The 23174-nt window shown below is 71.9% G+C and carries 20 protein-coding genes; 8 read left to right on the top strand and 12 right to left on the bottom strand.

The features are described from left to right. Positions 1-18 precede the first annotated feature (18 nt). The 3 genes from Acy02nite_RS00445 to Acy02nite_RS00435 are packed head-to-tail and all read right to left on the bottom strand — an operon-like array spanning position 19 to position 3052. A complete protein-coding gene (locus tag Acy02nite_RS00445) occupies positions 19-1131 on the bottom strand; it encodes a biotin/lipoyl-containing protein (protein WP_203737353.1) in 1113 nt (370 codons plus the stop codon). Continuing rightward, positions 1128-2126, bottom strand: coding sequence for an alpha-ketoacid dehydrogenase subunit beta (locus Acy02nite_RS00440; protein ID WP_203737351.1), 999 nt, complete (start codon positions 2124-2126; stop codon positions 1128-1130). Before Acy02nite_RS00440 ends, Acy02nite_RS00445 begins: the two co-directional genes overlap by 4 nt. After that, positions 2123-3052 (bottom strand): thiamine pyrophosphate-dependent dehydrogenase E1 component subunit alpha, encoded by a 930-nt coding sequence (locus tag Acy02nite_RS00435; protein ID WP_203737348.1) that lies wholly within the window; start codon positions 3050-3052, stop codon positions 2123-2125. The genes Acy02nite_RS00440 and Acy02nite_RS00435 overlap by 4 nt, the downstream gene beginning before the upstream one ends. 309 nt (positions 3053-3361) lie before the next feature. Here Acy02nite_RS00435 and Acy02nite_RS00430 point away from each other — a divergent pair, with 309 nt between their 5' ends. After that, positions 3362-4471: a DegT/DnrJ/EryC1/StrS family aminotransferase gene (locus Acy02nite_RS00430; protein ID WP_203737346.1), complete on the top strand. Its 1110-nt coding sequence runs from the start codon at positions 3362-3364 to the stop codon at positions 4469-4471. A gap of 2 nt (positions 4472-4473) precedes the next feature. Continuing rightward, positions 4474-5691: an MFS transporter gene (locus Acy02nite_RS00425; protein ID WP_203737344.1), complete on the top strand. Its 1218-nt coding sequence runs from the start codon at positions 4474-4476 to the stop codon at positions 5689-5691. Between the two features lie 892 nt (positions 5692-6583). Here Acy02nite_RS00425 and Acy02nite_RS46290 read toward each other — a convergent pair. Then, on the bottom strand, positions 6584-7837 hold the full coding sequence (locus tag Acy02nite_RS46290; protein WP_239173998.1) for an acyltransferase family protein: 1254 nt from the start codon (positions 7835-7837) through the stop codon (positions 6584-6586). 162 nt (positions 7838-7999) lie between these two features. Here Acy02nite_RS46290 and Acy02nite_RS00415 point away from each other — a divergent pair, with 162 nt between their 5' ends. Further along, on the top strand, positions 8000-9745 hold the full coding sequence (locus Acy02nite_RS00415) for an asparagine synthase-related protein (protein ID WP_203737340.1): 1746 nt from the start codon (positions 8000-8002) through the stop codon (positions 9743-9745). 7 nt (positions 9746-9752) lie between these two features. Here the strand turns inward: Acy02nite_RS00415 and Acy02nite_RS00410 are convergent, their stop codons facing one another. From Acy02nite_RS00410 to Acy02nite_RS00395, 4 genes are all read right to left on the bottom strand, one after another. Beyond that, the gene (locus Acy02nite_RS00410) at positions 9753-10241 is read right to left on the bottom strand and encodes a hypothetical protein (RefSeq protein WP_203737338.1); all 489 of its coding nucleotides are present in this window, start codon (positions 10239-10241) and stop codon (positions 9753-9755) included. Positions 10242-10839: 598 nt separating this feature from the next. Further along, on the bottom strand, positions 10840-11949 hold the full coding sequence (locus tag Acy02nite_RS00405) for a DegT/DnrJ/EryC1/StrS family aminotransferase (protein WP_203737336.1): 1110 nt from the start codon (positions 11947-11949) through the stop codon (positions 10840-10842). A gap of 8 nt (positions 11950-11957) precedes the next feature. After that, on the bottom strand, positions 11958-12923 hold the full coding sequence (locus tag Acy02nite_RS00400; RefSeq protein ID WP_203737334.1) for an NAD-dependent epimerase/dehydratase family protein: 966 nt from the start codon (positions 12921-12923) through the stop codon (positions 11958-11960). Then, entirely contained in the window at positions 12920-13978 is a 1059-nt protein-coding gene (locus tag Acy02nite_RS00395; RefSeq protein WP_203737333.1) for a Gfo/Idh/MocA family protein, read from the bottom strand. The genes Acy02nite_RS00400 and Acy02nite_RS00395 overlap by 4 nt, the downstream gene beginning before the upstream one ends. A gap of 229 nt (positions 13979-14207) precedes the next feature. Between Acy02nite_RS00395 and Acy02nite_RS00390 the strand changes: the two genes are divergently transcribed. Together Acy02nite_RS00390 and Acy02nite_RS00385 are read left to right on the top strand one after the other, a co-directional pair. Then, the gene (locus Acy02nite_RS00390) at positions 14208-14801 is read left to right on the top strand and encodes an acyltransferase (protein WP_203737331.1); all 594 of its coding nucleotides are present in this window, start codon (positions 14208-14210) and stop codon (positions 14799-14801) included. Beyond that, positions 14798-15259: a hypothetical protein gene (locus Acy02nite_RS00385; RefSeq protein WP_203737329.1), complete on the top strand. Its 462-nt coding sequence runs from the start codon at positions 14798-14800 to the stop codon at positions 15257-15259. Before Acy02nite_RS00390 ends, Acy02nite_RS00385 begins: the two co-directional genes overlap by 4 nt. Positions 15260-15269: 10 nt before the next feature. Here Acy02nite_RS00385 and Acy02nite_RS46285 read toward each other — a convergent pair whose 3' ends face one another. After that, positions 15270-17168, bottom strand: coding sequence for a sensor histidine kinase (locus Acy02nite_RS46285; RefSeq protein WP_239173996.1), 1899 nt, complete (start codon positions 17166-17168; stop codon positions 15270-15272). 91 nt (positions 17169-17259) lie between these two features. Beyond that, the gene (gene ligA / locus Acy02nite_RS00375) at positions 17260-19359 is read right to left on the bottom strand and encodes an NAD-dependent DNA ligase LigA (protein WP_203737327.1); all 2100 of its coding nucleotides are present in this window, start codon (positions 19357-19359) and stop codon (positions 17260-17262) included. Positions 19360-19557: 198 nt separating this feature from the next. Here ligA and Acy02nite_RS00370 point away from each other — a divergent pair, with 198 nt between their 5' ends. Together Acy02nite_RS00370 and Acy02nite_RS00365 are read left to right on the top strand one after the other, a co-directional pair. Next, complete coding sequence (locus Acy02nite_RS00370; protein WP_203737325.1) at positions 19558-20199, top strand: SRPBCC family protein; 642 nt, start codon at positions 19558-19560, stop codon at positions 20197-20199. After that, entirely contained in the window at positions 20196-20864 is a 669-nt protein-coding gene (locus tag Acy02nite_RS00365; protein ID WP_203737323.1) for a DUF4166 domain-containing protein, read from the top strand. Before Acy02nite_RS00370 ends, Acy02nite_RS00365 begins: the two co-directional genes overlap by 4 nt. Before the next feature lie 14 nt (positions 20865-20878). Here Acy02nite_RS00365 and Acy02nite_RS00360 read toward each other — a convergent pair whose 3' ends face one another. After that, positions 20879-21088 (bottom strand): CDGSH iron-sulfur domain-containing protein, encoded by a 210-nt coding sequence (locus Acy02nite_RS00360; protein ID WP_203737322.1) that lies wholly within the window; start codon positions 21086-21088, stop codon positions 20879-20881. A 50-nt stretch (positions 21089-21138) separates the two neighbouring features. Between Acy02nite_RS00360 and Acy02nite_RS00355 the strand changes: the two genes are divergently transcribed. Continuing rightward, complete coding sequence (locus tag Acy02nite_RS00355; protein ID WP_203737320.1) at positions 21139-22086, top strand: iron-containing redox enzyme family protein; 948 nt, start codon at positions 21139-21141, stop codon at positions 22084-22086. Positions 22087-22390: 304 nt separating this feature from the next. Here the strand turns inward: Acy02nite_RS00355 and Acy02nite_RS00350 are convergent, their stop codons facing one another. Further along, a complete protein-coding gene (locus Acy02nite_RS00350) occupies positions 22391-23152 on the bottom strand; it encodes an ABC transporter permease (RefSeq protein ID WP_203737314.1) in 762 nt (253 codons plus the stop codon). Positions 23153-23174: the final 22 nt, after the last annotated feature.

Raw genomic sequence — 23174 nt, 5'->3', positions numbered from 1 at the left:
AGGGGACGACCGCGCTGGTCAGCGGCGCAGCGGAACGACCGTGGTGGTGACGATCTTCGTCTTGACGGCGTGCTCGGCCGGGACGGAGCTGACGATGACCGCGCCCGACGCGATCGCCGCGTCGTCGCCGACGACCACGTCCGGCTCGATGAAGATGCCGGTGCCGAACCTGATCCGGGAGCCGATCGTCACCTTGCCGGACGTCACGACCGACGGGCCGCTGGCGTTGTCGTCGCCGATCACGCTGTGGTGGTCGAACGAGTTGTACGCCGAGAAGAAGTTGTTGTCACCGACCCGCACCCCGGTCGCGAGGTGGCAGAACGCGCAAACGATGTTGCCCTGTCCGATGGTGACGTCGGTGGCGATCTTCGCTGTCGGGTCGATCGCGTTCGCGAGCGGCACCCCGGCGTCGGCGCAGAGGGCCCGGAACTTGGCGCGCACCGCCGGTGACCGCCCGATCGCGATGATCGCCGCGTCGTAGGAGCCGTCCGCGAAGAGGGACCCGACCAGCGACGACCCGCCGACCACCGGGATCCCGTGCACCGTGGCGCCCCACCGGGAGGCGTCGTCGTCGACGATCGCCACGGCCTGCTGTGTCGTGCTGCCGGCCAGGATGTCCAGCACCTGGGTCGCCCCGAGAGCCGCCCCGACGATCAGGATCCGCTGACGGCCGGGCGCGCCGGGCAGGGGGACGGGCAGGTCGGCGGGAGCGGTGACCGGCACGGCGACGGTGGCTTCGACGTCCTTGACCGTGATGAGGCGGTCGAGTCCGAGGGTGGCCAGGTCGATCCCGAGCTCGGCGGCCCGCTGCTGGGCCTTGACCGTCGCCCTCGGGCCGGCGGTGGGCCTTTCCGCGACGAGGGCGGCCTGCTGTTCGACGTACGAGGTGCGGGCGGCGGAGTCCGCGAAGAGGTGCGCGATCGGCTGTGACAGCGGCACCTCGGTGCCTTTGGCGGCGCCGTGCAGCAGCACCCCGGCGACGGGGGCGAGCACCTCGAGGACCGCTTTGCTCGTCTCCACCTCGGCGAGCAGTTCGTCCTTCTCCACCTCGGCGCCGTCCTCGGCGAACCACATCACCAGGATGCCGTGCTCGCTGTTGACGTCGTTGGTGGGAACCAGAACCGGATTCAACTGGCCCTCCTGATGGCTGCCTCGATCTGAGCACTACCGACCAGCACGGCCGATTCCTTGGCCTTGGACGACGGGATGATCGTCGGCTCGCTGGCCACCACGTCCACCGGCCGCCGCAGCGTGCCGAACAACTCGCGGGAGACCACCGATGCCGCCTCGGCTCCCCAGGACCAGCCGCCGGCGCCTTCTTCGACGGTGACCAGGCTGCGGGTCGCGGTGACGGAGGAGAGCACCGGCGCCCAGTCCATCGGGGCGATCTGCGCCGGCACGATCAGCTCGGCGAAGATCTCCTCCTCGATGGCCAGGCGCTCGACGATCTTGGCCGCGAGGTGGGCCTGATATCCGTAGGCCAGCACGCTGACGGTGCAGTCCTCGCGGGGCACTGCCGACAGCCGGACCGTCGGGAGCATGCCGGAGGAGGTGGCGATCAGGTCCCCGACCATGCCGTTCACCGGCAGTGTCAGGTGCTGGGGGTAGAGCAGCTTGTGCTCCACGTAGAGCACCGGCTCGTCGCGCCGGAGGAAGTCCGCGAACACCACGCGCGGGTCGTGGTAGAGCGACGCGGCCACGACGCGCAGATGCGGCACCCCGAGGAAGTGCTTCTCCAGGCTCTGGCTGTGGGTGGGGCCGTAACCCCGATGGCCGCCGGTCGCGGCGCGGATGATCACCGGGCAGGTGGCCTGATCGGCGTACATCGTCTGGTACTTGGTGATGTGGTTGACGACCTGGTCGAACATCAGCGTCAGGAAGTCACCGAACATCACCTCGGCGATCGGGCGGTACCCGGCCAGGGCGAGCCCGGCGGAGACCCCGGCGATCGCTCCCTCGCTGATCGGCGTGGTCCGCACCCGGGCCGGGAACGCCGTCGACAGTCCGCGGGTCACCTTGAAGGCGCCGCCGTACGGGTCGGCGATGTCCTCCCCGAGCAGAACCACCCGCTGGTCGTCGGTGAGCGCGCCGCGCAGCGTGTCCCCGAGCTCCTTCGCGAAGATCACGGCAGGGCCCTCGCCGTCGCCACGACCTCGCCCAGCGCGGTCTCCACCTCGTCGTCGATCCGCAGCCGGTCGGAGTCGGAGAGCCGCCGGCCGTGCACCACGAGCGGCTCGACGAGCCAGCGTTCGGCGATCTCCTGCTCCGGGCGCTCGTCGTCGCTCTTCGAGTGGTGGCACAGCCGGTACGTGTGGATCAGCAGCACCCGCGGCCCCTCACCGGCGCGCACCGCGGCGATCTCCTGACCGGCGGCCTGACTGATCTCGGCCACGTCGGTGGAGTCGACGGAACGGACCGGGACGCCGAACGCGGAGAACCGGCCCGGGAACGAGCCGGCCATGTTGGCGGCGATCGGCGTGCTCTGCGCCCACCGGTTGTCCTCGCAGACGACCAGCAACGGCAGCTTCCACAGCGAGGCCATGTTCAGCGTCTCGTAGACCACGCCCTCGCCGAGCGTCCCGTCGCCGATGAAGACGACGCTGACCGCATCGTTGCCGGAGAGCTGGTTGGCCAGGGCGATGCCGGCCGCGTTCGGCACGATGCCGCCCTGCACGCCGTTGGACTTGAAGCCGGGCGCGCAGATGTGCTGGCTGCCGCCCAGGCCGCGGCAGACGCCGGCCTCCTTGCCCATGATCTCGGCCATCAGCCCCAGCGCGTCGCCGGAGTGCGCCAGGTAGTGCCCGTGGCAGCGGTGGTTGCTGAAGATGTGGTCGCCCTCGGTGAGGTGCTCGGTGACGGCGACGGCGTCCGCCTCCTGCCCGATGCAGGCGTGCGTGGTCCCGTTCAACGCACCCTCCTCGAAGAGCTGGAGCAGCGTCTCCTCGAAGCGCCGGATGAACCGCATCCGCCGGTAGCGCCGGTGATCGAGCGGTTCGCCGGGAACACCGGTGAGCCGCTCGTCGGTGCGCGCCGGCGCGAGCGCCGTCGACATCAAGATGATTCCTCCCCGAGGGCGTGATCCCAACGGGCCCGACCCTACCGACGGCGCGTCCTCCATTGCAGACACCTTCAGCCATCGTGGAGCCGACGGGGATCGTCGAATACGAGCCGAACGGCCGGTCCGCCGCACCCAACGGATGGCACCGGCCCGCGTGCGGCGCTGACTACAGTAGACGAGCCGGCGACGACGTACCGTGACGAAGACCGGCCTGCCGGATAGCCGTCACAGCACTGCCGCAGGGGTCGCCCCGGTAGTAGCGTCCGTCCACTCCAGACCCCTCAACTCCGGAGCGCACCCGACATGATTCCGCTCGTCGATCTGCAAGCCGCCCACGCCGAGGTCGCCGAGGAGGTCGACGCCGGCTTCAAACGGGTGCTGGCCACCACCGGGTTCGTCGGCGGTCCCGAGGTCTCGGCGTTCGAGCGCGAGTTCGCCGACTTCTCCGGCGTGGCGCACGTCGTCGGCGTCGCGAACGGCACCGACGCGGTCGAGCTGGCCCTGCGCGCGGCCGGGGTCGGGCCGGGCGACGAGGTCGTCGTCCCGGCGAACACGTTCGTCGGCACGGCCGAGCCGGTCGCCCGGATCGGCGCACGCGTCGTGCTGGCCGACATCGATCCGGCCACCTACCTGGTGGACGTCGACAGGATGCTCGCGGCGGTCGGCCCGAGGACGAAGGCCGTCGTGCCGGTGCACCTCTACGGGCAGCTCGCCGACGCTCCTCGCCTGCGCGAGGCACTGGCGGACACCGGCGTCGCTGTCGTCGAGGACGCCGCCCAGGCCCAGGGAGCGCTGCGCCACGGCCGGGCCGCGGGTGCCGACGGCATCGCCGCGACCAGCTTCTACCCGGGCAAGAACCTGGGCGCCTACGGTGACGCCGGCGCGGTGCTCACCCCCGATCACGATCAGGCGATTGCGGTACGGACGCTGGGCAGCCACGGCGGCCTCCAGAAGTACCGGCACGACCTGGTCGGCGTGAACTCCCGCCTCGACGCGCTGCAAGCCGTCGTCCTGCGGGCCAAGCTCGCCCGGCTCGGCACCTGGAACCAGCAGCGCCGCGCCGCCGCCGCCCGCTACCACGAGCTGCTCGCCGGCGTGGACGTCGTCCGGCCCGCCACCCTGGAGGGCAACGAGCACGTCTGGCACCTCTACGTCGTGCGCATCCCCGGCGGCCCGTCGCGGCGTGACGCCGTCCTGGCGAAGCTGCACGAGGCGGGCGTGGGCGCGGGCATCCACTACCCGTACCCTCTGCACCTGACGCCCGCCTTCGCCGACGAGAAGTACCCGGCCGGCAGCTTCCCCCTCGCCGAGCAGGCAGCCGGCGAGATCCTGTCGCTGCCGCTCTACCCGCAGATCACCGCCGACCAGCAGGAGCAGACCGTGCGGGCGCTGAAAGTGGCCTTGGAGAGCTGAGCGTGTACATCACCATCCGGGACCGGCCGGGCAAGAACGGGACGGCCGGCCCCAAGGCGCGAGTGGCCACGACGGTCGTCCTGCTCGGCGTGGTCAGCCTGCTCACCGACATCTCGTCGGAGATGGTGACCGCCGTCCTGCCGCTCTACATGACCGCCGAGCTCGGCCTGAGCCTGCTGGCGTACGGCGTCGTCGACGGCCTCTACCAGGGTGTCAGCGCCCTGGTCCGGATCTTCGGCGGCTACCTTAACGACCGCACCAGCCGCCCCAAGTGGGTCGCGGCGTTCGGCTACGGCATCTCCGCGCTCAGCCGCATCGCGCTGATCCCGGCGCACAGCTTCGCCGCGATCACCGGCGTCATCACCGCCGACCGTCTGGGCAAGGGTTTTCGCACCGCCCCGCGGGACGCGCTGATCGCCGACGCGTCCGAGCCGTCGATGCTGGGCCGGGCGTTCGGCGTGCACCGGACCCTGGACACGATCGGCGCCGCGCTCGGCCCGCTCGCCGCGTTCGGCCTGCTTCTGCTCGTCCCCGGTGGGTACTCGTCGGTCTTCGTGGCGTCGTTCGCGTTCGGGCTGCTCGGCGTGACCATGCTGGTGCTGTTCGTGCCGGATCTGCGTACGCCGGGCGGGGGCCTGGCCGCGAAGCGGTTGTTCCGCGAGCTGGCGAGCCCACGACTGCGTAAGCCGCTGCTCGCGGCCGGGCTGCTCGGCCTGTGCACGGTCAGCGACGGCTTCCTCTACCTGTCGCTGCAGCACAGCGGCGAGTTCGCGGCCCGCTGGTTCCCGCTGATGTATGTCGGGACCAACGTCGTCTACCTGACCCTGGCCATCCCGCTCGGGCGGCTCGCCGACCGGGTCGGGCGCGCCCGGGTGTTCCTCGGCGGGCACGCCGCGCTGCTGCTCACCTACCTGGTCGCGGGTGGTTCCAGCGGTGGCCTGATCGCCACGCTGGTCGCGCTGGGCCTGCTCGGGGCGTACTACGCGGCGACCGACGGCGTGCTGCCCGCGCTGATCAGCAAACGGGTCCCGGCCGCCGCCCGGGGCAGTGGCATCGCCGCCGCGCAGACCGTCGTCGTGCTCGCCCGCTTCGCCGTCTCGCTGTCCTTCGCCGGGCTGTGGCAGCTGCTGGGGCCGCAGCACGCGCTCTACCTGGCGGCCGGTTTCCTGGTCGCCGGCATCGGTGTGGCCGGGTGGCTGCTGAAGGGCATCGACACGTGAGTCCGCGTTCCAAACTGGCGGCGTTCGCCGTCGTGCTCGTGCTGGCCGTCGGCGGCACCCTCTGGTCGATCCTGCACACGCGGCAGGAGAAGGCCGACGAGGTCGCCGCGGCGCCGCCCGTGCCGGTCGCCGAGCTGGCGACGGTGACCGCCGAGCCGCATGTGGTGTTCCGCAGCACGGCGATCGGCGACGACTACGGCAAGGTGGCGATGGTGCCGCTCGACAACCCGGGCGGGCCGCGCGCGTTCACCGGGGTCACCTGCGATCGGGTCTACGCCCACCGCGACGAGGCCGTGTGCCTGTACTCGAAGCCGAGCCTGGTCACGACGTACACAGCGGAGATCTTGAATCAGAGGTGGGAGGTGCGCGCCCCGCTGCCGCTCAACGGCGTGCCGAGCCGCACCAGGCTCTCGCCGGACGGCTCGTGGGCGGCCACCACCACGTTCGTCTCCGGTCACGCCTACTCCTCGCCGGGCGACTTCTCCACCGAGACGCTGGTGACCCCGTCGTCCGGGGGCAAGAGCCTCAACCTCGAGACCGACTTCACGTTGTACGTCGACGGCAGGCGCACCACCGCGCAGAACCGCAACCTGTGGGGCGTCACGTTCGCCGGCGACGGCGACCACTTCTACGCGACCGCCGCGTCCGGTGACAAGACCTGGCTCGTCCGCGGCAGCCTTCGCGACCGTGCGCTGACCACGCTGCGGGAGGACGCGGAGTGCCCGTCGCTGTCGCCGGACGGCACCCGGGTCGCCTTCAAGACCCGCAACGGGCAGCCCGAAGGCCAGTGGATGATCGCCGTTCACGACCTCGCGACCGGGAAGTCCACCCTGCTGACCGAGAAGCACAGCGTCGACGACCAGATCGAGTGGCTCGACGACCAGCGGGTCCTTTACGGCCTGCCGCGCTCCGGCAGCGGCCCCTCGGCCAGCGACGTCTGGGTCGTCCCGGCGGACGGCACCGGCACCCCGTCGATCTTCGTCCCGGATGCCTGGTCGCCCGCGGTGGTGCGCTGACGGGGCGTCCAGTGCTTGAGTGACATGGCGGGGCGCTCCACGAGGTGCCACGACGGGATGGCCAGCGCGAACGTGCCGAGGCTGGCGAGCACGACGTAGGCGAACAGGCCCAGCTCCGGCACGCCGAACAGCGCCAGCAGCTGCTGGACCGGGAACGCGTAGATGTAGAAGCCGTAGGAGTAGTCGTGGCGCCGGCCGACCCGCCGGAACGGCTTCGGCAGGCGGATCGCCAGCCACAGCGTCAGGTACGCGAACGCCGGGTAGCCGACGACGTCGAAGCCGCCGAACTGCAGGCTTGCGATCAGCACCACGGCGGCGACGATCGCGCCGAGGTCGTTGAGGACGATCCGCTTGCGGTACACCTCGAACAGGGCGCCGAGCAGGAAGACGTACGTCAGATACACCAGCGAGTACGTGTCGAGGCCGCCGATGCCCAGGAACGGGCCGTGATCACCCTGCGGGCCGGGGATGTGCGGGGCCGTCACGAAGTCGCGGACGATCAGCGCGAACAGGCCGCCCGCCAGCACGGCGACCACCCATCGGGCGCGCTTGAGGACGCCGATCAGCGCGAGCCCGGCGACCATGAAGTAGCAGAGCACCTCGTACAGCAGGCTCCACAGCGAGCCGTCGAAAACCGACGAGCCGGTCAGCTTGCCGTACGGCGTGTCGAGCAGAAGTCCCGAGATCCCGTACTGCCGGATCGCGATCGCGGCGTTGTTCACCACGTAGCCGAACGGGCCACCCGGCTCGCTGAACACCCCGGTCAGGCTGCCGCGCTCGATCAGCGCGACGACCGGGGCGAAGACCAACGCCGTCACGATCAGGCACACCCACAGCCCGGGCAGGATCCGCAGGCCGCGATGCCACAGGTAGCGGGGGAGCGGGACCCGGCCGGCACTGCGCGTGATCAGGAACCCGGAGATCGTGAAGAACCCGAGGATGCCGATCTCGCCGAGCCCGGTCTGCCCGTGCGAGAGCCCGCCACCCGGATCCGGCTCGCCGTAACCCAGCGGCAGGGAATGGGAGACCAGGACGGCGAAGGCGAACAACAGGCGAAGGAAACCGAAACTGTTATCCGGCCCGGAGAAGGCCGCGTCGACAGTCCGCCGCGTCCAGATAGGAGCCCGCATCCAAGGATTAGACCACGCGCCGGGAAGTCAATTCCACAGCGTCGGAAGAACGACTCGGCAGTACGGGAAAGGGAGGCCGAATGTCGGATCCCGCTGCCCTCTCGGCGCTTTCTGACCGGCCTCTGTGGATACTAGGGTGAGGCACATGATTGGAATTGTGCGGTGAGGTCGTTCCTCGCGGTTTCCGGGGAGCTCGCTCCCGCCTCCACCGTCCTGGGCCTCCTCGCCGGGGAGCCGGTCGTCACCCGCACCGCGACCGGCTGGGTGGCGATGGGCGGCGCCGGCGAGGCCGACCGGGTCGACGACGGCTCGTTCACCGTCCGGCTCGGCAAGGCCGCCCGCACCCGGGGCGGTGACGTCTCCACCGAGGCGCTCACGGTGCTGCTGCGCGACGGCGTCAAGGCGGACGGGTCGCTGCTGGCCGCGCTGGTCCCGCCGTTCGGCGCGGCCCACAGCGACGGTGTCTCCGTGGTCGCCACCACCGACTGGCTCGGCTTCCAGCAGCTCTTCTGGTGGCAGGGCGACGGGGCCGCCGCCGTCTCCACCAGCGCGCTCGCCCTGGCCGCCCTGGCCGGCGCGGGCCTCGACCGGCAGGCGCTCGCCGTGCAGAGTCTCGTCGGGTGGCAGGTCGGGTCGCGCACCGTCTTCGCCGGCGTGCAGAAGGTCCCGGCCGGCACCCTCGCCGTGCTCGAGCAGGGCCGGGTCACCCTGCACCGGTATGTCGAGGAGTCCCTCGCCGTCGACGGCCCGCCGCCGTCGGTCGAGGAGGCCGCCGCCGAGCAGGCCGCCCTGATGCGCGAGTTCCACGAGAACTACCTGCGGGACCACCCGCGGTCGGTGCTCCAGCTGACCGGCGGTCAGGACACCCGCGTGCTGCTCGCCGCGATCCCGGCCGAGTTGCGGCGCGATCTGCCCGCGCTGACACTCGACGTGCACGGCGGCACGGACTCCCGCTTCGCGACCCGGCTGGCAGGCCTGACCGGCCTGAACCTCCAGGTGCACTGGATGGACGAGGGCCCCGCTGTCACTCCCGCGGAGGCTTTCGACCTGGCCGTACGGGCGGCGCGCGACCTCGACTGCATGGCCAGCCCACTGGCGCTGGCCCCGCTGCTGCGCGCCGAGTCGCGGCTGGACCAGGGTCACCGGCTCTCCGGTCTGGGCGGCGAGACGTGCCGCGGCTTCTACTACTTCGGCCAGCCCAGCGGCGCGACGACCGGTCCCCGGCTCATCGAGAAGCTGGCGACCTGGCGTCTCTACGCCAACGAGGCCGTCTCGCCGGACGCGCTCGCTCCCGACTTCGCCGCGTCCGCGCGGTCCGACGCGCTGTCGGTCATCGTCGAGTCGTTCGAGGGCTACCCGTCGGAGTGGCTGGCCGCGACCGACCACTTCTACCTGTACCAGCGGATGCAGCGCTGGTCCGGCGCGCACGGCTCGGTCGCCGCGGCCAACCGTCACTTCGTCAACCCGATGTTCGACCGCCGCTTCATCCAGCTCGCCCACGCCGTCCGCCCGTCGGAGAAGCGGAACGGCCTGCTCACCGGCCGCCTGATCACCCTGCTGGACCCGGCGTTGGCAGCCGTCCCGCTGGACTCCGGCCTGCTCCCGAACCGTCTTGGCAAGCCCGGTCTGGCCGCGCGCACGGCCGCCTACCGGGTCACCGCGCGGAAGGCCGTCCGCAAGATCCGCCAGAAGCTCCGTGGTCAGGGCCGCCCCCAGCTCGGCGCCGCCGAGATGTCCGCCCTGGTGGTCGCGCACCTGCGAGCCGAGCCTTCCGTCGCGACCCCGCTGCGCGACACGGGCTTCCTGCGCGACGAGTGGCTCGACGACGTCCTCGCCGGGCGTACCGACCCGGAGCCGGCCACCGTCGCCTTCCTGCTCAACCTGCTCGCCGCCGGAACACCCGCCTGACGTGCCCCTATCGCGGGAGCTGGTTGTAGGTCACGTTCCAGAAGTCCGCGATCTCCTGCGAGTCGGTCTCGACTCTCGTGACGTTGCCGCGGCTCATCATGCAGCCCAGCGTCACGGTCATGGGCTGCCGGTCGGCGTACTCGAACACGACGGCGTACTCGACGGCCGGCTGCCACAGGGGGCAGACCGTGGAGTCCTCCTCGGGAAGGTCGTTGAGATACCGGGCGGCCTTCGGCGCGTTCGCGGTCGCCGTCGAGGTCGCGGCCAGGGGCCAGGGCTCGCCGAGAATGGTCTGGTAGTGGCAGAGCAGCGCGAGCCGGGGATCGTCGGCGACGAGCGGACCGCGCACCGACCTCGTCACCTGGTTCCCCGGCCAGGTCGGCGGGCAGACGGCCGGACCGGGGGCGCCCGTGGCGGGCAGCGGCTCATACGGGATGCTGAGCCACTGCAGGTAGCTCCGGCCCGCGATCCCACCGGCCACCACCAGCGCCGTCACGGCCGCCAGGAGAGCACGTGTCCGGCCCCTGAGCACCGGATTCCTCATACGTCTCCTCGCCCCAGCTGATCTTGTCGGGGCATCATCATCCGAAGGCGGCCGCCCCCGCAACACACGAACGCACCCAAGCCGACCCCACTTCGCCGTGACACCGTCGCGCCCACCCGGATGCCCCGTTCCGTCCGGTGCTCGCCCTCGGCCCCGCCTCCGTGCGCTGAAGCACCTCTGGCGGCCAGCTGGTCCGGGTGGGCTGGCCTTCAGGTGTGTGTCCGGGTGCTGAAGCACCCCTGACGGCCAGCTTGCGGGGGTGGGCTGGATCTCGGGGTGCGTCAGGCGGCGTTGCGTGGTGGTGCCGGCGGGACTTGCGCGGGTCGGGGCCGGCTCGGGCGAATGTGCTTTGGGTTGACCGCGCCCACCCGCGGAGGCCGCCCTTTCGGGCTTTGCGTTCTGGGCCGGCCACGGCCCTGCGAAGCCCGCAAGGGTCCCCGCGGGAGCGACGATCTGTACCCCGGCGGAGATAGGCAATGAAGAATGTAAATGGGAAACGCCGATAGGCGAGACCGGCGAATCGGCCCCGCCTATTCTCGCGCCTCGAGGATCAGGCGAGCTCGCGCAAGATGTCGACGATGAATTGCTGATCGTCTTCGGTCACCTTGTGGTGCAGGGGGAGGATCAGGGAATCGCGGGTGATCCTCTCGGTGACCGGGAGCGGGCCCGGCGTGACGTCGGCATAGGCCGGCTCCAGGTGCGAGGCCATGATGCCGCGCCGCGCCGAGACGCCGCGGGTTGCCAGCTCGGCCAGGACGTCGTCACGGCCGGTGCGGTACGGCCGGTCGATCAGCACCCAGAACGACTGGAAGTTGGTCGTCCCGTGGGCCGGGTCCCGCACCGGCACCAGGCCGTCGATGCCGGACAGCAACTCCTGGTAACGGGCGGCCAGTTCGCGGCGCTGCGTGACCAGACCGGCGAGCCGGCCGAGCTGCACCAGGCCCACCGCGGCCTGGATGTCGGTCATCCGGTAGTTGTAGGCGGTCTCCAGGTACGCCTCCAGCACCGGCTGTGAGCTGGCGTGCCGGTCGGCGGCGGACACGTTCATGCCGTGCTCGCGCAGCCGGCGCAGGCGCACCGCGACCTCGGCGTCGTCGACCGTGACCATCCCGCCCTCACCGGTGGTGAGCACCTTGCGCGGGTGGAACGACCACGCGGCGATGGCGGCGCCGGTGCCGGCCGGCTGACCGTAAACGGTCGAACCGGCGGCGCAGGCGGCGTCCTCGACCAGCGCGACGCCCCAGTCGGCGGCGGCCTTGCGGACGGCGGCCGTGTCGAACGGCACGCCGCCCTGGTGCACCGCGATGATCGCGCGGGTCCGGTCGGTGCGGACCGCGTCGATCGTGTCGACGGTCAGGTTGCCGGTGGCGAGGTCGACGTCGGCGAAGATCGGGGTGGCGCCGACGTAGCGGACCGCGTTCGCGGTGGCGATGAACGACAGCGACGGCACGATCACCTCGTCGCCGGGCCGCAGATCGAGGAGCACCAGCGACAGGTGCAGGCCGGTCGTGCAGGAACTGACCGCGACGCCGTGGCCGGCGCCGACGGTCGCCGCGAACTCCTGCTCGAACTGCTTGACCCGGGGCCCCTGGGCGACCCAGCCGGAGCGGACGGCGTCCGCGGCGGCCTGCGCCTCCTCCTCCCCGAGCATGGGGATCATGACGGGGATCACTTGGAGGACCGCCACCAGTCGACGAGCCCCTTGAGACCCTCGGTGAGGCCGATCTCGGCGCGGAAGCCGATCGTCTCGTAGGTGTGCTCGACCTCGGCGAGCCGGCGGGTGACGCCGTTGACCGCGCGGGCCGGGCCGTGCTCGGGCGCCAGGTCCGACTTCATGGCCGCGGACAGCGCGGCGGCCAGGTCCTTGAGGCTGGTCTCCTCGCCGGACGCGATGTTGAACACGTCGTCGGTGACGTCGGCCGTCGCGGCCAGGATGTTGGCGCGGGCGATGTCGGCCACGTGCACGAAGTCCATGGTCTGCAGGCCGTCGCCGAGGATCAGCGGGGGAGTGCCGGACTCGATGCGCTCCATCCAGCGGATCAGCACCTCGGTGTAGAGACCGAAGATGTCCATCCGCGGGCCGTAGACGTTGAAGTACCGCAGCGCCACGTAGTCCAGGTCCTTCATGGCCTTGAAGCTGCGCAGCGTGGCCTCGTTGAACGCCTTCGCCGCGCCGTAGAACGTGTCGTTGTTGTACGGGTGGTGGCGCTCGGTGGTCGGGAACTGCTCGGCCAGGCCGTAGACCGACGCGGACGACGACGCGATCAGCTTCTTCACGCCGGCCTCGGCGGCCGCCTCGATCACGTTGAACGTGCCGTCGACGAGCACCTCGTTGGCCAGCCGCGGCTCCTCGGCGCACTGCGTGATCCGGATCGCGGCCAGGTGGAACACCAGGTCCTTGCCCGCGGTCACGGAACGCACCAGGTCGACGTCGCGGATGTCGCCCTCGACCAGCGTGACCGGGCCGTTCTCGCGCGCCCAGGTCAGGTTCTCCCGCCGGCCGCGCACGAAGTTGTCCAGGACGACGATCTCCGCGGCGCCGCCACGGACGAGTTCGTCGACCACGTGCGAGCCGATGGTGCCCGCCCCGCCGGTGACCAGGGCGCGCGCGCCCTCGATCGATACAGCCGTCACGCCATGTGCCCTTCGTCGATCGTGATCATCGTGCCGCCCTCGGCGAGGCTACGGGAGGCCGCCTGCAGCAGCTCCAGTACCCGCAGCCCGGAGCGGCCGTCGGTGAGTGCGGGCGTCTTGGTGGTGATCGCCCGCGCGTACTCGTCGACCATGGTGCGCAGCGCCTCCCGCTCGGTGAGCGCCGGCGCGACCATGTCGCCGGAGCGGTACGAGATCAGGATGTCCCGGCGCTGCTCGTCGCCGAGCTCGTCCGTGGACGCCACGTCGACGCCCCGGTCGTAGATGGCCAGCCGCTGGCTGGGGTTCAGGTCGTCCCACACGAGCGTGCGCTTGGAGCCGCCGAAGATCGCGGTGCGGATCTTCACGGGGGACAGCCAGTTCACGTGGATGTGCGCGATCGCGCCGTTGGACAGCTTCAGCGTCAGGTACGCCACGCACGCCCGGCCGGCGCCGATCCCGTCCGCGCCGTGCGCCGCGACGGCCACCGGGGTGACCCCCGGGGGCAGCACGAAGTCCAGGATCGACAGGTCGTGCGGCGCGAGGTCCCACAGGACGTCGATGTCGCGCTGGACGAGACCGAGATTGATCCGTACGGAGTCGAGGAAGTGCAGTTCGCCGAGCTCGCCGGAGTGCAGCAACTCGCGGATGCGCAGCACGGCCGGCGTGTAGCAGTAGGTGTGGTCGCACATCAGGGTCAGCCCGCGCTCGTCGGCCTCCTCGACGAGCTGAAGGCCTTCCTCGTACGTGGCAGCGAGGGGCTTCTCCACGAGGACGTGCTTGCCGGCGCGCAGCGCGGACAACGCCACCTTGAGGTGGGTGCCGGCCGGGGTGGCGATCGCGACGGCCTGCACGGCCGGGTCGGCGAGCACCTCCTCCAGGTCGGCGGTGACCTGCACGGTGGAGTAACCGCCGAGGACACGGTGGGCCCGTTCGACGTCGAGGTCGCAGAGCCACCGCAGCCGGAACCGGGTGCTGCCCTGGAAGTTGCGGACGAGGTTGGGGCCCCAGTACCCGGCCCCGATGACGGCGATCCCGATCGGCTCGGACGCGTTCAACAGACTTCCCGTTTCTGTGGTCGGGCATGGCGAACCCTTGGCAAGCTATCGATCCCCTTAGGAGTGACGCCAGGTCCATGTCGGAATCCCGCGCGCCCGCGGCGAAAGCCGATCCGTTCGGCCGTTCCGGTTAGACCAACGGTCACTTGAGGGTCTCGCGTCGCCTTCCTGACATAGCACCGGCAGGGCCTCCGCTACCCTGTGCGCGACCAGAGGTGAAAGGCTTTCCATGACCGACGTGACGGTGGCTCCGACGGCCGATGTGGACTCCCGCGCCGAGATCGGCCCCGGCACCCGGATCTGGCACCTCGCCCAGATCCGCGAGGGTGCTGTGCTCGGCGGCAACTGCACCATCGGACGAGGGGCGTACGTCGGTCCGGGCGTGACGATCGGCGACAACGTCAAGCTGCAGAACCACGCACTGGTCTACGAGCCGGCCAGGCTCGCCGACGGCGTGTTCATCGGCCCGGCCGCCGTGCTCACCAACGACGAGTACCCGCGTTCGGTAACCCCGGACGGCCGGCTCAAGGACGGTCACGACTGGACCGCGGTCGGCGTGACGATCGGCGAGGGCGCGGCGATCGGCGCGCGGGCGGTCTGCGTCGCCCCGGTGACCGTCGGCCGGTGGGCGCTGGTCGCGGCGGGCGCCGTGGTGACCAAGGACGTGCCGGACTTCGCGCTGGTCGTGGGCGTGCCGGCTCGCCGGATCGGGTGGGTCGGCAAGGCGGGCAAGCCGCTGACCCCGAAGGGCGACGGCGGGTGGGTGTGCCCGGAGACGGGCGCCTCGTACACCGAGGCCGGCGGGGTGCTCACCGAGGCATGAAGTACTGGCACGAGTTGTTCATCGCGGGGGTGCTGGCCATTCCGCTGGCCACCGGCACGGCGATCCTCTACTCGGCCGGTTACGACCAGGCGAAGGCGTACTTCGTCGGGCAGCCCGGCCAGGTCGCGCCGTTCCGGGACTGCGTGTGGGTCGAGGACGGGTCCAAGGACGACGGCTGGGAGTGCCGCGGCGTCTTCACCGGCGGCGGGTTGCGCATCGACGACGTGCGCATCCGTTACCGGCCGGCGCAGCGTCCGACCGGTCCGGTCCCGGCGATCGTCAGCGGGCCGGACGCGACGGCCGCCTGGACCGACTCCGGCGCCGAGCTGCTCTTCCCGGCGATCGCGGGGGTGGCCGTCATGCTGATCTCGCCCGGGCTCACCCTGCACTTCTACCGCGACGAGATCGTCGCCGGCATCGCCGGGTGGCGGCGCCGCAGGCAGTCCCGCCGCCCCTGACGGAGCGCCTTCAGCCGCCGCGCTGTCGCCGCGCGCGGCGCGGGATCCAGAACTCCACCTCGGTGCCCTGCCCCGGGCTGCTGTGGATCGTGGTGGTGCCGCCGAGGTCGCGGATACGACCGCGCATCGACTGGGCCACGCCCAGCCGGCCGGCGCGCGCCGCCTCGTCCAGCCGGGACATCACGAAGCCGGCGCCGTCGTCGCGTACCGTCACGCGCACGCCGCCACCCTCGTCCTGGCTCTCATCTTCCAGCAGGACCCAGGCCCGGGCGCCCGGGCCGGCGTGCCGGACCACGTTCTCCAGCGCAGCCCGGACCGCCGCGACCACCTCGCCGGCGGCCGGGAACACCACCGGCGTGGCCGGCGCGGCCACCTCCACCGCCGGCGTGGCGAGCGCGAGCAGGGCCGCCCGCAGATCGTCCCCCGGTGCCGGGCCGGCGAGCGAGCCTCCGCCGCTGAGCAGGGTGCGCAGCGCCACCTCCTGCTCGGCGGCCAGCTCCGCGAGGCGCGCGCCGGAGCCGCCGAGACCGGCGCCCTCGCGCTGCACCAGGGCGAGCACCTGCAGCACGCCGTCGTGGATGGGGCGGGCCAGCCGGTCCCGTTCCGCGGCCGCCGCCTCCAGCCGGATCAGCTCGGCGCGTTGACGCTCGGCCCACCGCTCGGTGATGTGGTGCGCCACGCCGAGGCCACCGACCGCGGCGCCCGCGGCCAGCAGCAGGTAACCGGCGGTGACCATGTGCGGCACCGGCGCCGTGGTGAAGTCGACAGGGGTGCGGCCCCGCACGAAACTGACCTGGGTCGCGAACATCCCGCCGAGCGTCAGCGTGCCGGCCAGCGGGCCCAGCGCGGCCGGGATCGCCCCGCGCCCGGCGAGGACCGGCGCGATCGCGCCCGTCACCGCCGTGGCGGCCGCGGTGACCAGCACGAGCAAAACCAGGGCCGGCAGCACCCGATGCTGGCCGACGGCTTTCTCGGGGTGGCCACCGGCTGCCTCGTACGCGATGAACAGGGCCGAGGCGGCCCCGACCGTCAGCAGCGCCGCGGCCGGGACCCGCCACCTGGTCGCGGCGACGGCCGCACCCGCCGCGACGCCGGCGATCGCGCCCGGCCAGGGTGACACGACCGTCCCGGCGAGCGCGGCGACGGCGAGCGCCAGTGGCGCCGACACGCCGATCTGGACCGTGGCGGCAGCCGCCGCGCCGGCCAGCGACCACTTCCCGGCGACCGCGGCGAGACCGATACCGATCATCAGGACCACCGTGCCGGTGATCGCGACCCGGGCCAGCGGATAGTGGTCGAAGGTGCTCTCGCCGACCCCGAGCCACAGCCCGAGGCGCCCGATCACGTCCAGGGACACCGGCGAGATCAGGAAAGCCGCCGTCGCGGCGCCGGCCATCAGCCGTACGCGTCCGGCGGTCCAGCCGGTGGCCGGCGTCCGGGACCGGACCGCGGGCAGCGGGGTCACCCCGGCAGCCCCGGCAGCCACGGCAGCCCCGGCCGCCGGTACGACAGCCGCCCCGGCTACCAGCACGACGGCCGCTCCGATCACCAGCAGCGCGATTGGAGCGGGACGGTCCTGCCCGGCGAGCGCATCGCCGAACAGCAGCGCGCCGGTCGCCACCCCGGTCAGCCCGGCGCCCCGCCCAGGCGCGCCCCGGTCCAGCAGGCTCTGCGCGGCGCCGAGCACGCCGACGACCAGCGGGGCGAAGGCCACGGCGGGCGCCGCCGGGATCAGTGCCACGCCGGCGAGCAGCAGGACGGGCCAGCGACGCACCAGCAGCAGCGACACCACGACGGCCGGAGCGAGAAGGTTCGTCGGGGTCGCGCCCGAGGACCGGTCCACCACGATCAGCAGGCAGCCGCCGAGCCCGGCCAGGACTGTCCACCGGTGTGCCGCTCGCTCACTCATGTCGATGATCAGCCTACTGATCGGGTGGTGCGGCGCGTGAGTACGGATACTCACCCGCGGTGAGCCCGGGCCGGCTCCCCGGCAGCGCCGGTCAGCTCGCGGCGACGTGCGCGGCCAGCAGCTCCGCGAACTCGTCGGCCGGCATGATCCGCAGCCCCAGCTCCTCGGCCTTCGCCGCTTTCGAGCCCGCGCCGTCGCCGACCACGACGAGGTCGGTCCGCTTGGAGACCGACCCGGACGACTTCCCGCCCAGCCGCTCGACAGCCTCGTTCCCCTCGTTGCGGGTCAGGCCGGGAACCGAGCCGGTGACGACGACGGTCATCGGCGACCCGTCCTCCTTCCGCAGCGGCAGGTCCACCGCGTCGGCCGGATCGGGAGCGCCTGCCTCGGCCTCGGCGAACGGCGTCACGCCCGGCTCCACCAGGGTGATGCCGCGCGCGGCCAGCTTCCCGATCACCGGCGCGAGTTCCGCGAGTTCCGCCGCGATCGTCGCCGCGCGTTCCGGCCCGACCGCCTCGACCTGCTGCAACTGCTCGACGGTCGCCGCGCACAGTGCCTCCATCGAGCCGAAGTGCCGGGCCAGCCGCCGCGACATCGACCGGCCGGTCATCCGCACACCCAGCCCGGTCAGCACCCGGGACAGCGGCTGCCGCTTGGAGCTCTCGATGTTCGCGATCAGTTTCGCCGCCGAGGTGCGCCCGAGCCGTTCCAGCTGGGACACCGCCTCGACGTCCAGGTCGTAGAGGTCGGCCGGGTCGGTGACCATCCCGGCCGCGACCAGGGCGCGGATCACCTTGTCGCCGAGGCCCTCGATGTCCATCGAGTCGCGCGCCGCGAAGTACGCCAGGGATTCGGCCGCGCCGCACGCCCGGCCCTGGGCGCACCGCCACCGCTTCTGCGACCGGTCGATGGCGCCGCCGCAGCGCGGGCAGACCTCGGGCGCCGCGAACGGCACGGAATCCGCCGGGCGCTCGTCCAGCTTGGCGCCGGTGATCTCGGGGATCACCTCGCCGGCCCGCCGGACGAAGACCGTGTCGCCGACCCGCACGTCCCGCCGGACCAGGTCACCGAAGTTGTGCAGGGTGGCCGAGGTGACCACCACGCCGCCGACCTGCACCGGCTCGATCACCGCGACCGGGGTGATCAGGCCGGTGCGCCCGACCTGCACCTCGATGCCGACCAGGCGGCTGGTGCGGGTGTCGGCGGGGAACTTGTACGCGACGGCCCAGCGCGGCGCGCGGCTGGACGACCCGGCCGCGTCCCGGTCGGCGGGGGAGTCCGCCTTGATCACCACGCCGTCGATGTCGAAGCCGAGCTTGTCGCGCAGCGCGCCGAGGCTCGCGATCGCGCCGACCAGCTCGTCCACGCCGGCGCAGCTCGCCATGCCGGCCGCCGAGCCGCCGGTGGTGGAGACGCCCAGCCCGGCGATCGCGGCCATCGCGGCGCTGTGCGTCAGGCCCTCGCCGCCGGGCAAGTCGTGCACCGCGTAGGCCAGGAAGGACAGCGGCGCCACATAGGCCCGGTCCTGCGCGCGCAGTGTGCCGGCGGCGGCGTTGCGCGGGTTGGCGAACGGCCGGCCGCCGTGGGCCGTGCGCAACTCGTTGGCCCTGGCGAAGTCGTCGTCGGTCATGAAGACCTCGCCGCGCACCTCGACCGTCACCGGTTCCGCCAGCCGGGCGGGGAGGCCGGCGATCGCGCGGGCCTGCGCGGTCACGTCCTCCCCGGCGCGCCCGTCGCCGCGCGTGGCGACTTGCACGAGCGCGCCGTCGACGTAGCGCGCGGCGATGGCCATGCCGTCGATCTTCGGCTCGACCGTGTAACCGGCGGCCGGCCGGCCCAGCACCCGGTCGAGACGGGCCGCCCAGGCGCGCAGCTCCTCCTCGTCGAACACGTTCGCCAGACTCAGCATCGGGGTGCTGTGCTCGACGTCGCCGGTCACGCCACCGCCGGCCCCGACGACGTCGGCGGGGGAGTCCGCCACCACCCAGCCGGGCTGCGCCGCCTCGGTCGCGGTCACCCGGGCCAGCAGCGCGTCATACGTCGCGTCGTCCATCGCCAGGTCGGCGCCGGCGTAGTAGGACGACGCGGCCGCCCGCACCCGCTCGATCGCCGCACGGTAGTCGTCGGCGGTGTCGAACGGCTGGGCGTGCGCCGCGTCGACGACAGGGGCGATCTCGGGCTCGGCAGGCATGGTGCGCTCGTTTCCTCGCAGGGTTGCGGTGTCCTCGACCTTGATACCGGACGGGTACGACAAAAGCCGGGGCGGCTCACGACGTACGCCGGAAGGAAGTTGACCTTGGAAGGTCGTGGCCGATTTCGGTCAGCCTCTTGAGCGATCGCTCAAAACTGTTAGGTTTGAGCAGTCGCTCAAGTCTGCGGGAGGTTGAGTATGGCCAGGATCTACGTGGAGACGGTGATCGCGGCGCCGATGGACCGGCTCTGGGCCGCGACCCAGGATCCGCGCGAGCACGCGCGGTGGGATGTCCGGTTCGGGCGCATCGACCCGGTGCCCGGCGAGCCCGGGGCGTTCACCTACGCCACCGCGGTGCTGCCCGGCGTGGAGATCGCCGGGCACGGCGTGCACAGCGGCGAGCGGCGCCGGCCGGACGGGAGCGCGGTGTCGGCGTTGCGGTTCGGCTCCGGCGACGTACGGTCGCTGATCCGCGACGGCTCGGGCTACTGGCGATATGTGCCGCTCGGCGACGGGGTGCGATTCCTTACCGGGTACGCCTACCGCGCCCGCTGGGGACGCCCCGGCCGCCTGCTCGACCTGGTGTTCGGGCCGCTCTTCGGCTGGGCCACCGCCTGGTCGTTCGACCGGTTGCGGCTCTGGCTCGAGCGCGGTGTCCCGCCCGAGCGCGCCCGATGGCACGCCGTCGCCGAGCTGCTGCTGCGTGCGGGGCTGACCGCCGTCGCGATCCGGACCGGCTGGTGGCTGCTGGCAGTCCCGGCAATCGCCCTGCCCCCGCACCCCCTGACGCCGGCCGCGCGCCGCTGCCGGCGACGCCCCCGAAACGAGACGGCACGATGACCTCGGTGTTCCAGCAGGCGCTCGGCGACGACTTCGACCGCCTGCACCCCCGGCTGCAGCGGCGCTTCGGCGTCGACGGCGACCGTGACCAGGGCTGCGTCGGCACGGGCACGATGGACCGGGTGTGGCGCGGCGGCGCGTTCACCGTCCCGTTCCTGCACCTGGGGACGCTGCGGCACGTGCTGTTCCCGGAGACCGGCACGAACATCCCGTTCACCATCGAGAACTACGCCTATCAGGACACGTACGGACGTCCCACGCTCACCTTCGTCCGCACCTTCCAGGTCCGCCCGCACCGGCGCCGCCGGTTCGACGCCACCATGGTCTACCACCCCGGCCGCAATGTGATCGTCGACTACCTGGGCACCACCCAGCACCTCGCCGTCGACCTCGACGTGACCACCGACGGGCACGGTGGCCTGCGGATCCGCAGCGGCGCGCAGGTCTTCCGCGGCGGGCTGCGCTGCCCACGGCAGGTGCTCGGGGACGCCGAGGTGCGCGAGTCCTGGGACGAGCGGGCCGGGTGTTTCCGCATCCGGGTGACGGTGACGAACCGGCGGTTCGGGCCGCTCTTCGGCTATCACGGGAGCTTCACGGCCGCGTACGTGCGATCGGGCGCCCCGGTCCCCGCCGCCGTGCGCCCCCTGCGGGAGAACCCGGCCTGACCCCTCACCACCCCTCACCGCCGGCGCGAGTCGTCCCCCGGCGCCTTGAACTGGATCGTCTTGTGCGTGCCGTCGCAGAACGGCTTGATCGCGGACTTGCCGCACCGGCACAGCGCGACCGTGCCGCGCGACGGATCGATCGGCTCGCCGTCGGCGGTCCGGAGCTCGAAGTCGCCGCGGACGATGAGCGGGCCGTCCTCGTACGGGGTGATGATCGATGTCATGCCGTGCAGATCCCCGTTTCGCGCCCGCGCAAACGGGAATCCGCCCGTCCATGAAGCTGCCCTCCCCGCGGGGATCACTGTCGGACACCCTGATCGGCGCCCTGGGCGGTGCGTCACCGCTCGGCATCGTCGACCCCGACGATGCCGAGGATCTCCAGCTGTCCCTGTTCATCTGCTACGAGCTGGCCTACCGCTCCTGGGACGGCGTCGACGACGCCTGGGAGTGGAACCTCGACCTGCTGCGCCTGCGCGCCGGCCTGGAGGAACGCTTCGCGGCCGGTCTGGGCCGGCCGGAACCCGCCGACCCGGAGACGGTCCCGGCCGCGCTCACCGCGATCGTGGCCGCCGACGACGGGCCGTCGCTCTCCGGTTACCTGCGCGGCCGCGCCACCCACGAGCAGTTCCGCGAGTTCGTCACCCATCGCTCGGTCTATCACCTGCGCGAGGCCGACCCGCACAGCTGGGCGATCCCCCGGCTGGGCGGGCGGGCCAAGGCCGCTCTCATCGAGATCCAGCTCGACGAGTACGGCGGTGGCGCCGTGCACAAGATGCACCAGGAGCTGTTCAAGCAGACCATGACGTGGTTCGGCCTGGACCTGACGTACGGCGCGTACGTGGACGTCGTGCCCGCCGAGACGCTCGCGGTCAACAACCTGATGTCGTACTTCGGTCTGCACCGCGCCCGCCGCGGGGCGATTCTCGGGCACCTCGCGGCGTACGAGATGACGTCCTCCCTGCCGAACCGCGCCTACGCGAACGGGCTGCGCCGTCTCGGCGGGGACGCGAGCGCGACAGCGTTCTACGACGAGCACGTCGAGGCCGACGCCGTCCACGAGCAGATCGCCGCCCACGACATGTGCGGCACGTTCGCCCGCGACGAGCCGGAGCTGGCCGGCCAGGTGCTGTGGGGCGCCCGGTGCGCGCTCGACATCGACAACGCCTGGTCACGATCGGTCCTGGACGCCTGGTCAGCCGGGGGGTCGTCCTTGCGGGTGTGACGTTTCGGGGCTGCCCGCCGGTGGTGTGCGACATGCATGGACCAGGACAAAGCACCCGTTCTCGACGCGATCGCGCGGTTCGGGGAGGACGATGAGTACACGTTCCGCTTGACCCGCTGACCCGCTGACCCGATTGACCCGATTGACCCGTCGAGCGTGACCGGCCGGCCGCGTGGTCTGTCGACCGCGTGACCAGTTCGCGGGATCCGCTTCTGGTCGCGCCCCGGCCGCGGCGCGCCGTTGCCGGCTGGTTCCCACGGTGGTTGTCCGCCCGGACAACCACCGTGAGAACCAGCCCGGGGCGCTAGGCGGCGAGAGTGCGGCCCAGGCGGCGGACCGCGACGGTCAAGCAGAGCGCGCCCATCGCCGCCAGGTAGACGGCCGCGACCAGGATCCGGGGGGAGAGAACGCCGAGCGCCGGGTTCCGCAGCAGCTCGATCGACTGGTAGAGCGGAAGCCACTGCACCACGAGTTGCACCGGTCGCGGGTACACCGACAGCGGGTAGAACGTCGTCGCGAACAGGAACATCGGCAGCATCACGAGCTGGATGTACTGCATGTCCTGCCAGTCCCGCAGGAACGTCACGACCACGACGCCGGCGGTGGCGAACGCGAACGCGATCAGGGCCGCGCCCGGGACGACCAGGATCGCCCACGGGGACTCGACCAGGCCCAACGCGGTGATCACCGCGAGGAACGCCAGGCTCACGAGCGTGCCGCGCAGCACCGCCCAGGCGATCTCGCCCAGCGCCACGTCACGCTCGGACAGCGGAGTGGCCAGCATCGACTCGTACGTGCGATCGGTCTTCAGTTTGCCGAACATCAGGAACGTCGTCTCGTTCATCGCGCCGTTCATCGCCGCGGTGGCGAGCAGCGCCGGGGCGACGAAGGCGGCATAGCGCACCGGCGAGCCGCCGGTCACGCCGGTGACCGAACCGACCAGGACACCGATGCCGACGCCGATGCTGAGCAGGTAGAGGATCGGCTCGAAGATCTCCGCGAGCAGCACGTACCACGTGTGCTTGTAGATCATCAGGTTGCGTTCGACGAGCACGGCCGCGCTCATGCCGCCACCTCCGCTGCGCTCC

The sequence above is a fragment of the Actinoplanes cyaneus genome, assembly GCF_016862095.1.
GTDB classification, from domain to species: Bacteria; Actinomycetota; Actinomycetes; order Mycobacteriales; family Micromonosporaceae; genus Actinoplanes; species Actinoplanes cyaneus.
Note: the sequence above shows the minus strand (reverse complement) of the source record. Positions and strands in the feature narration are given on the sequence as shown.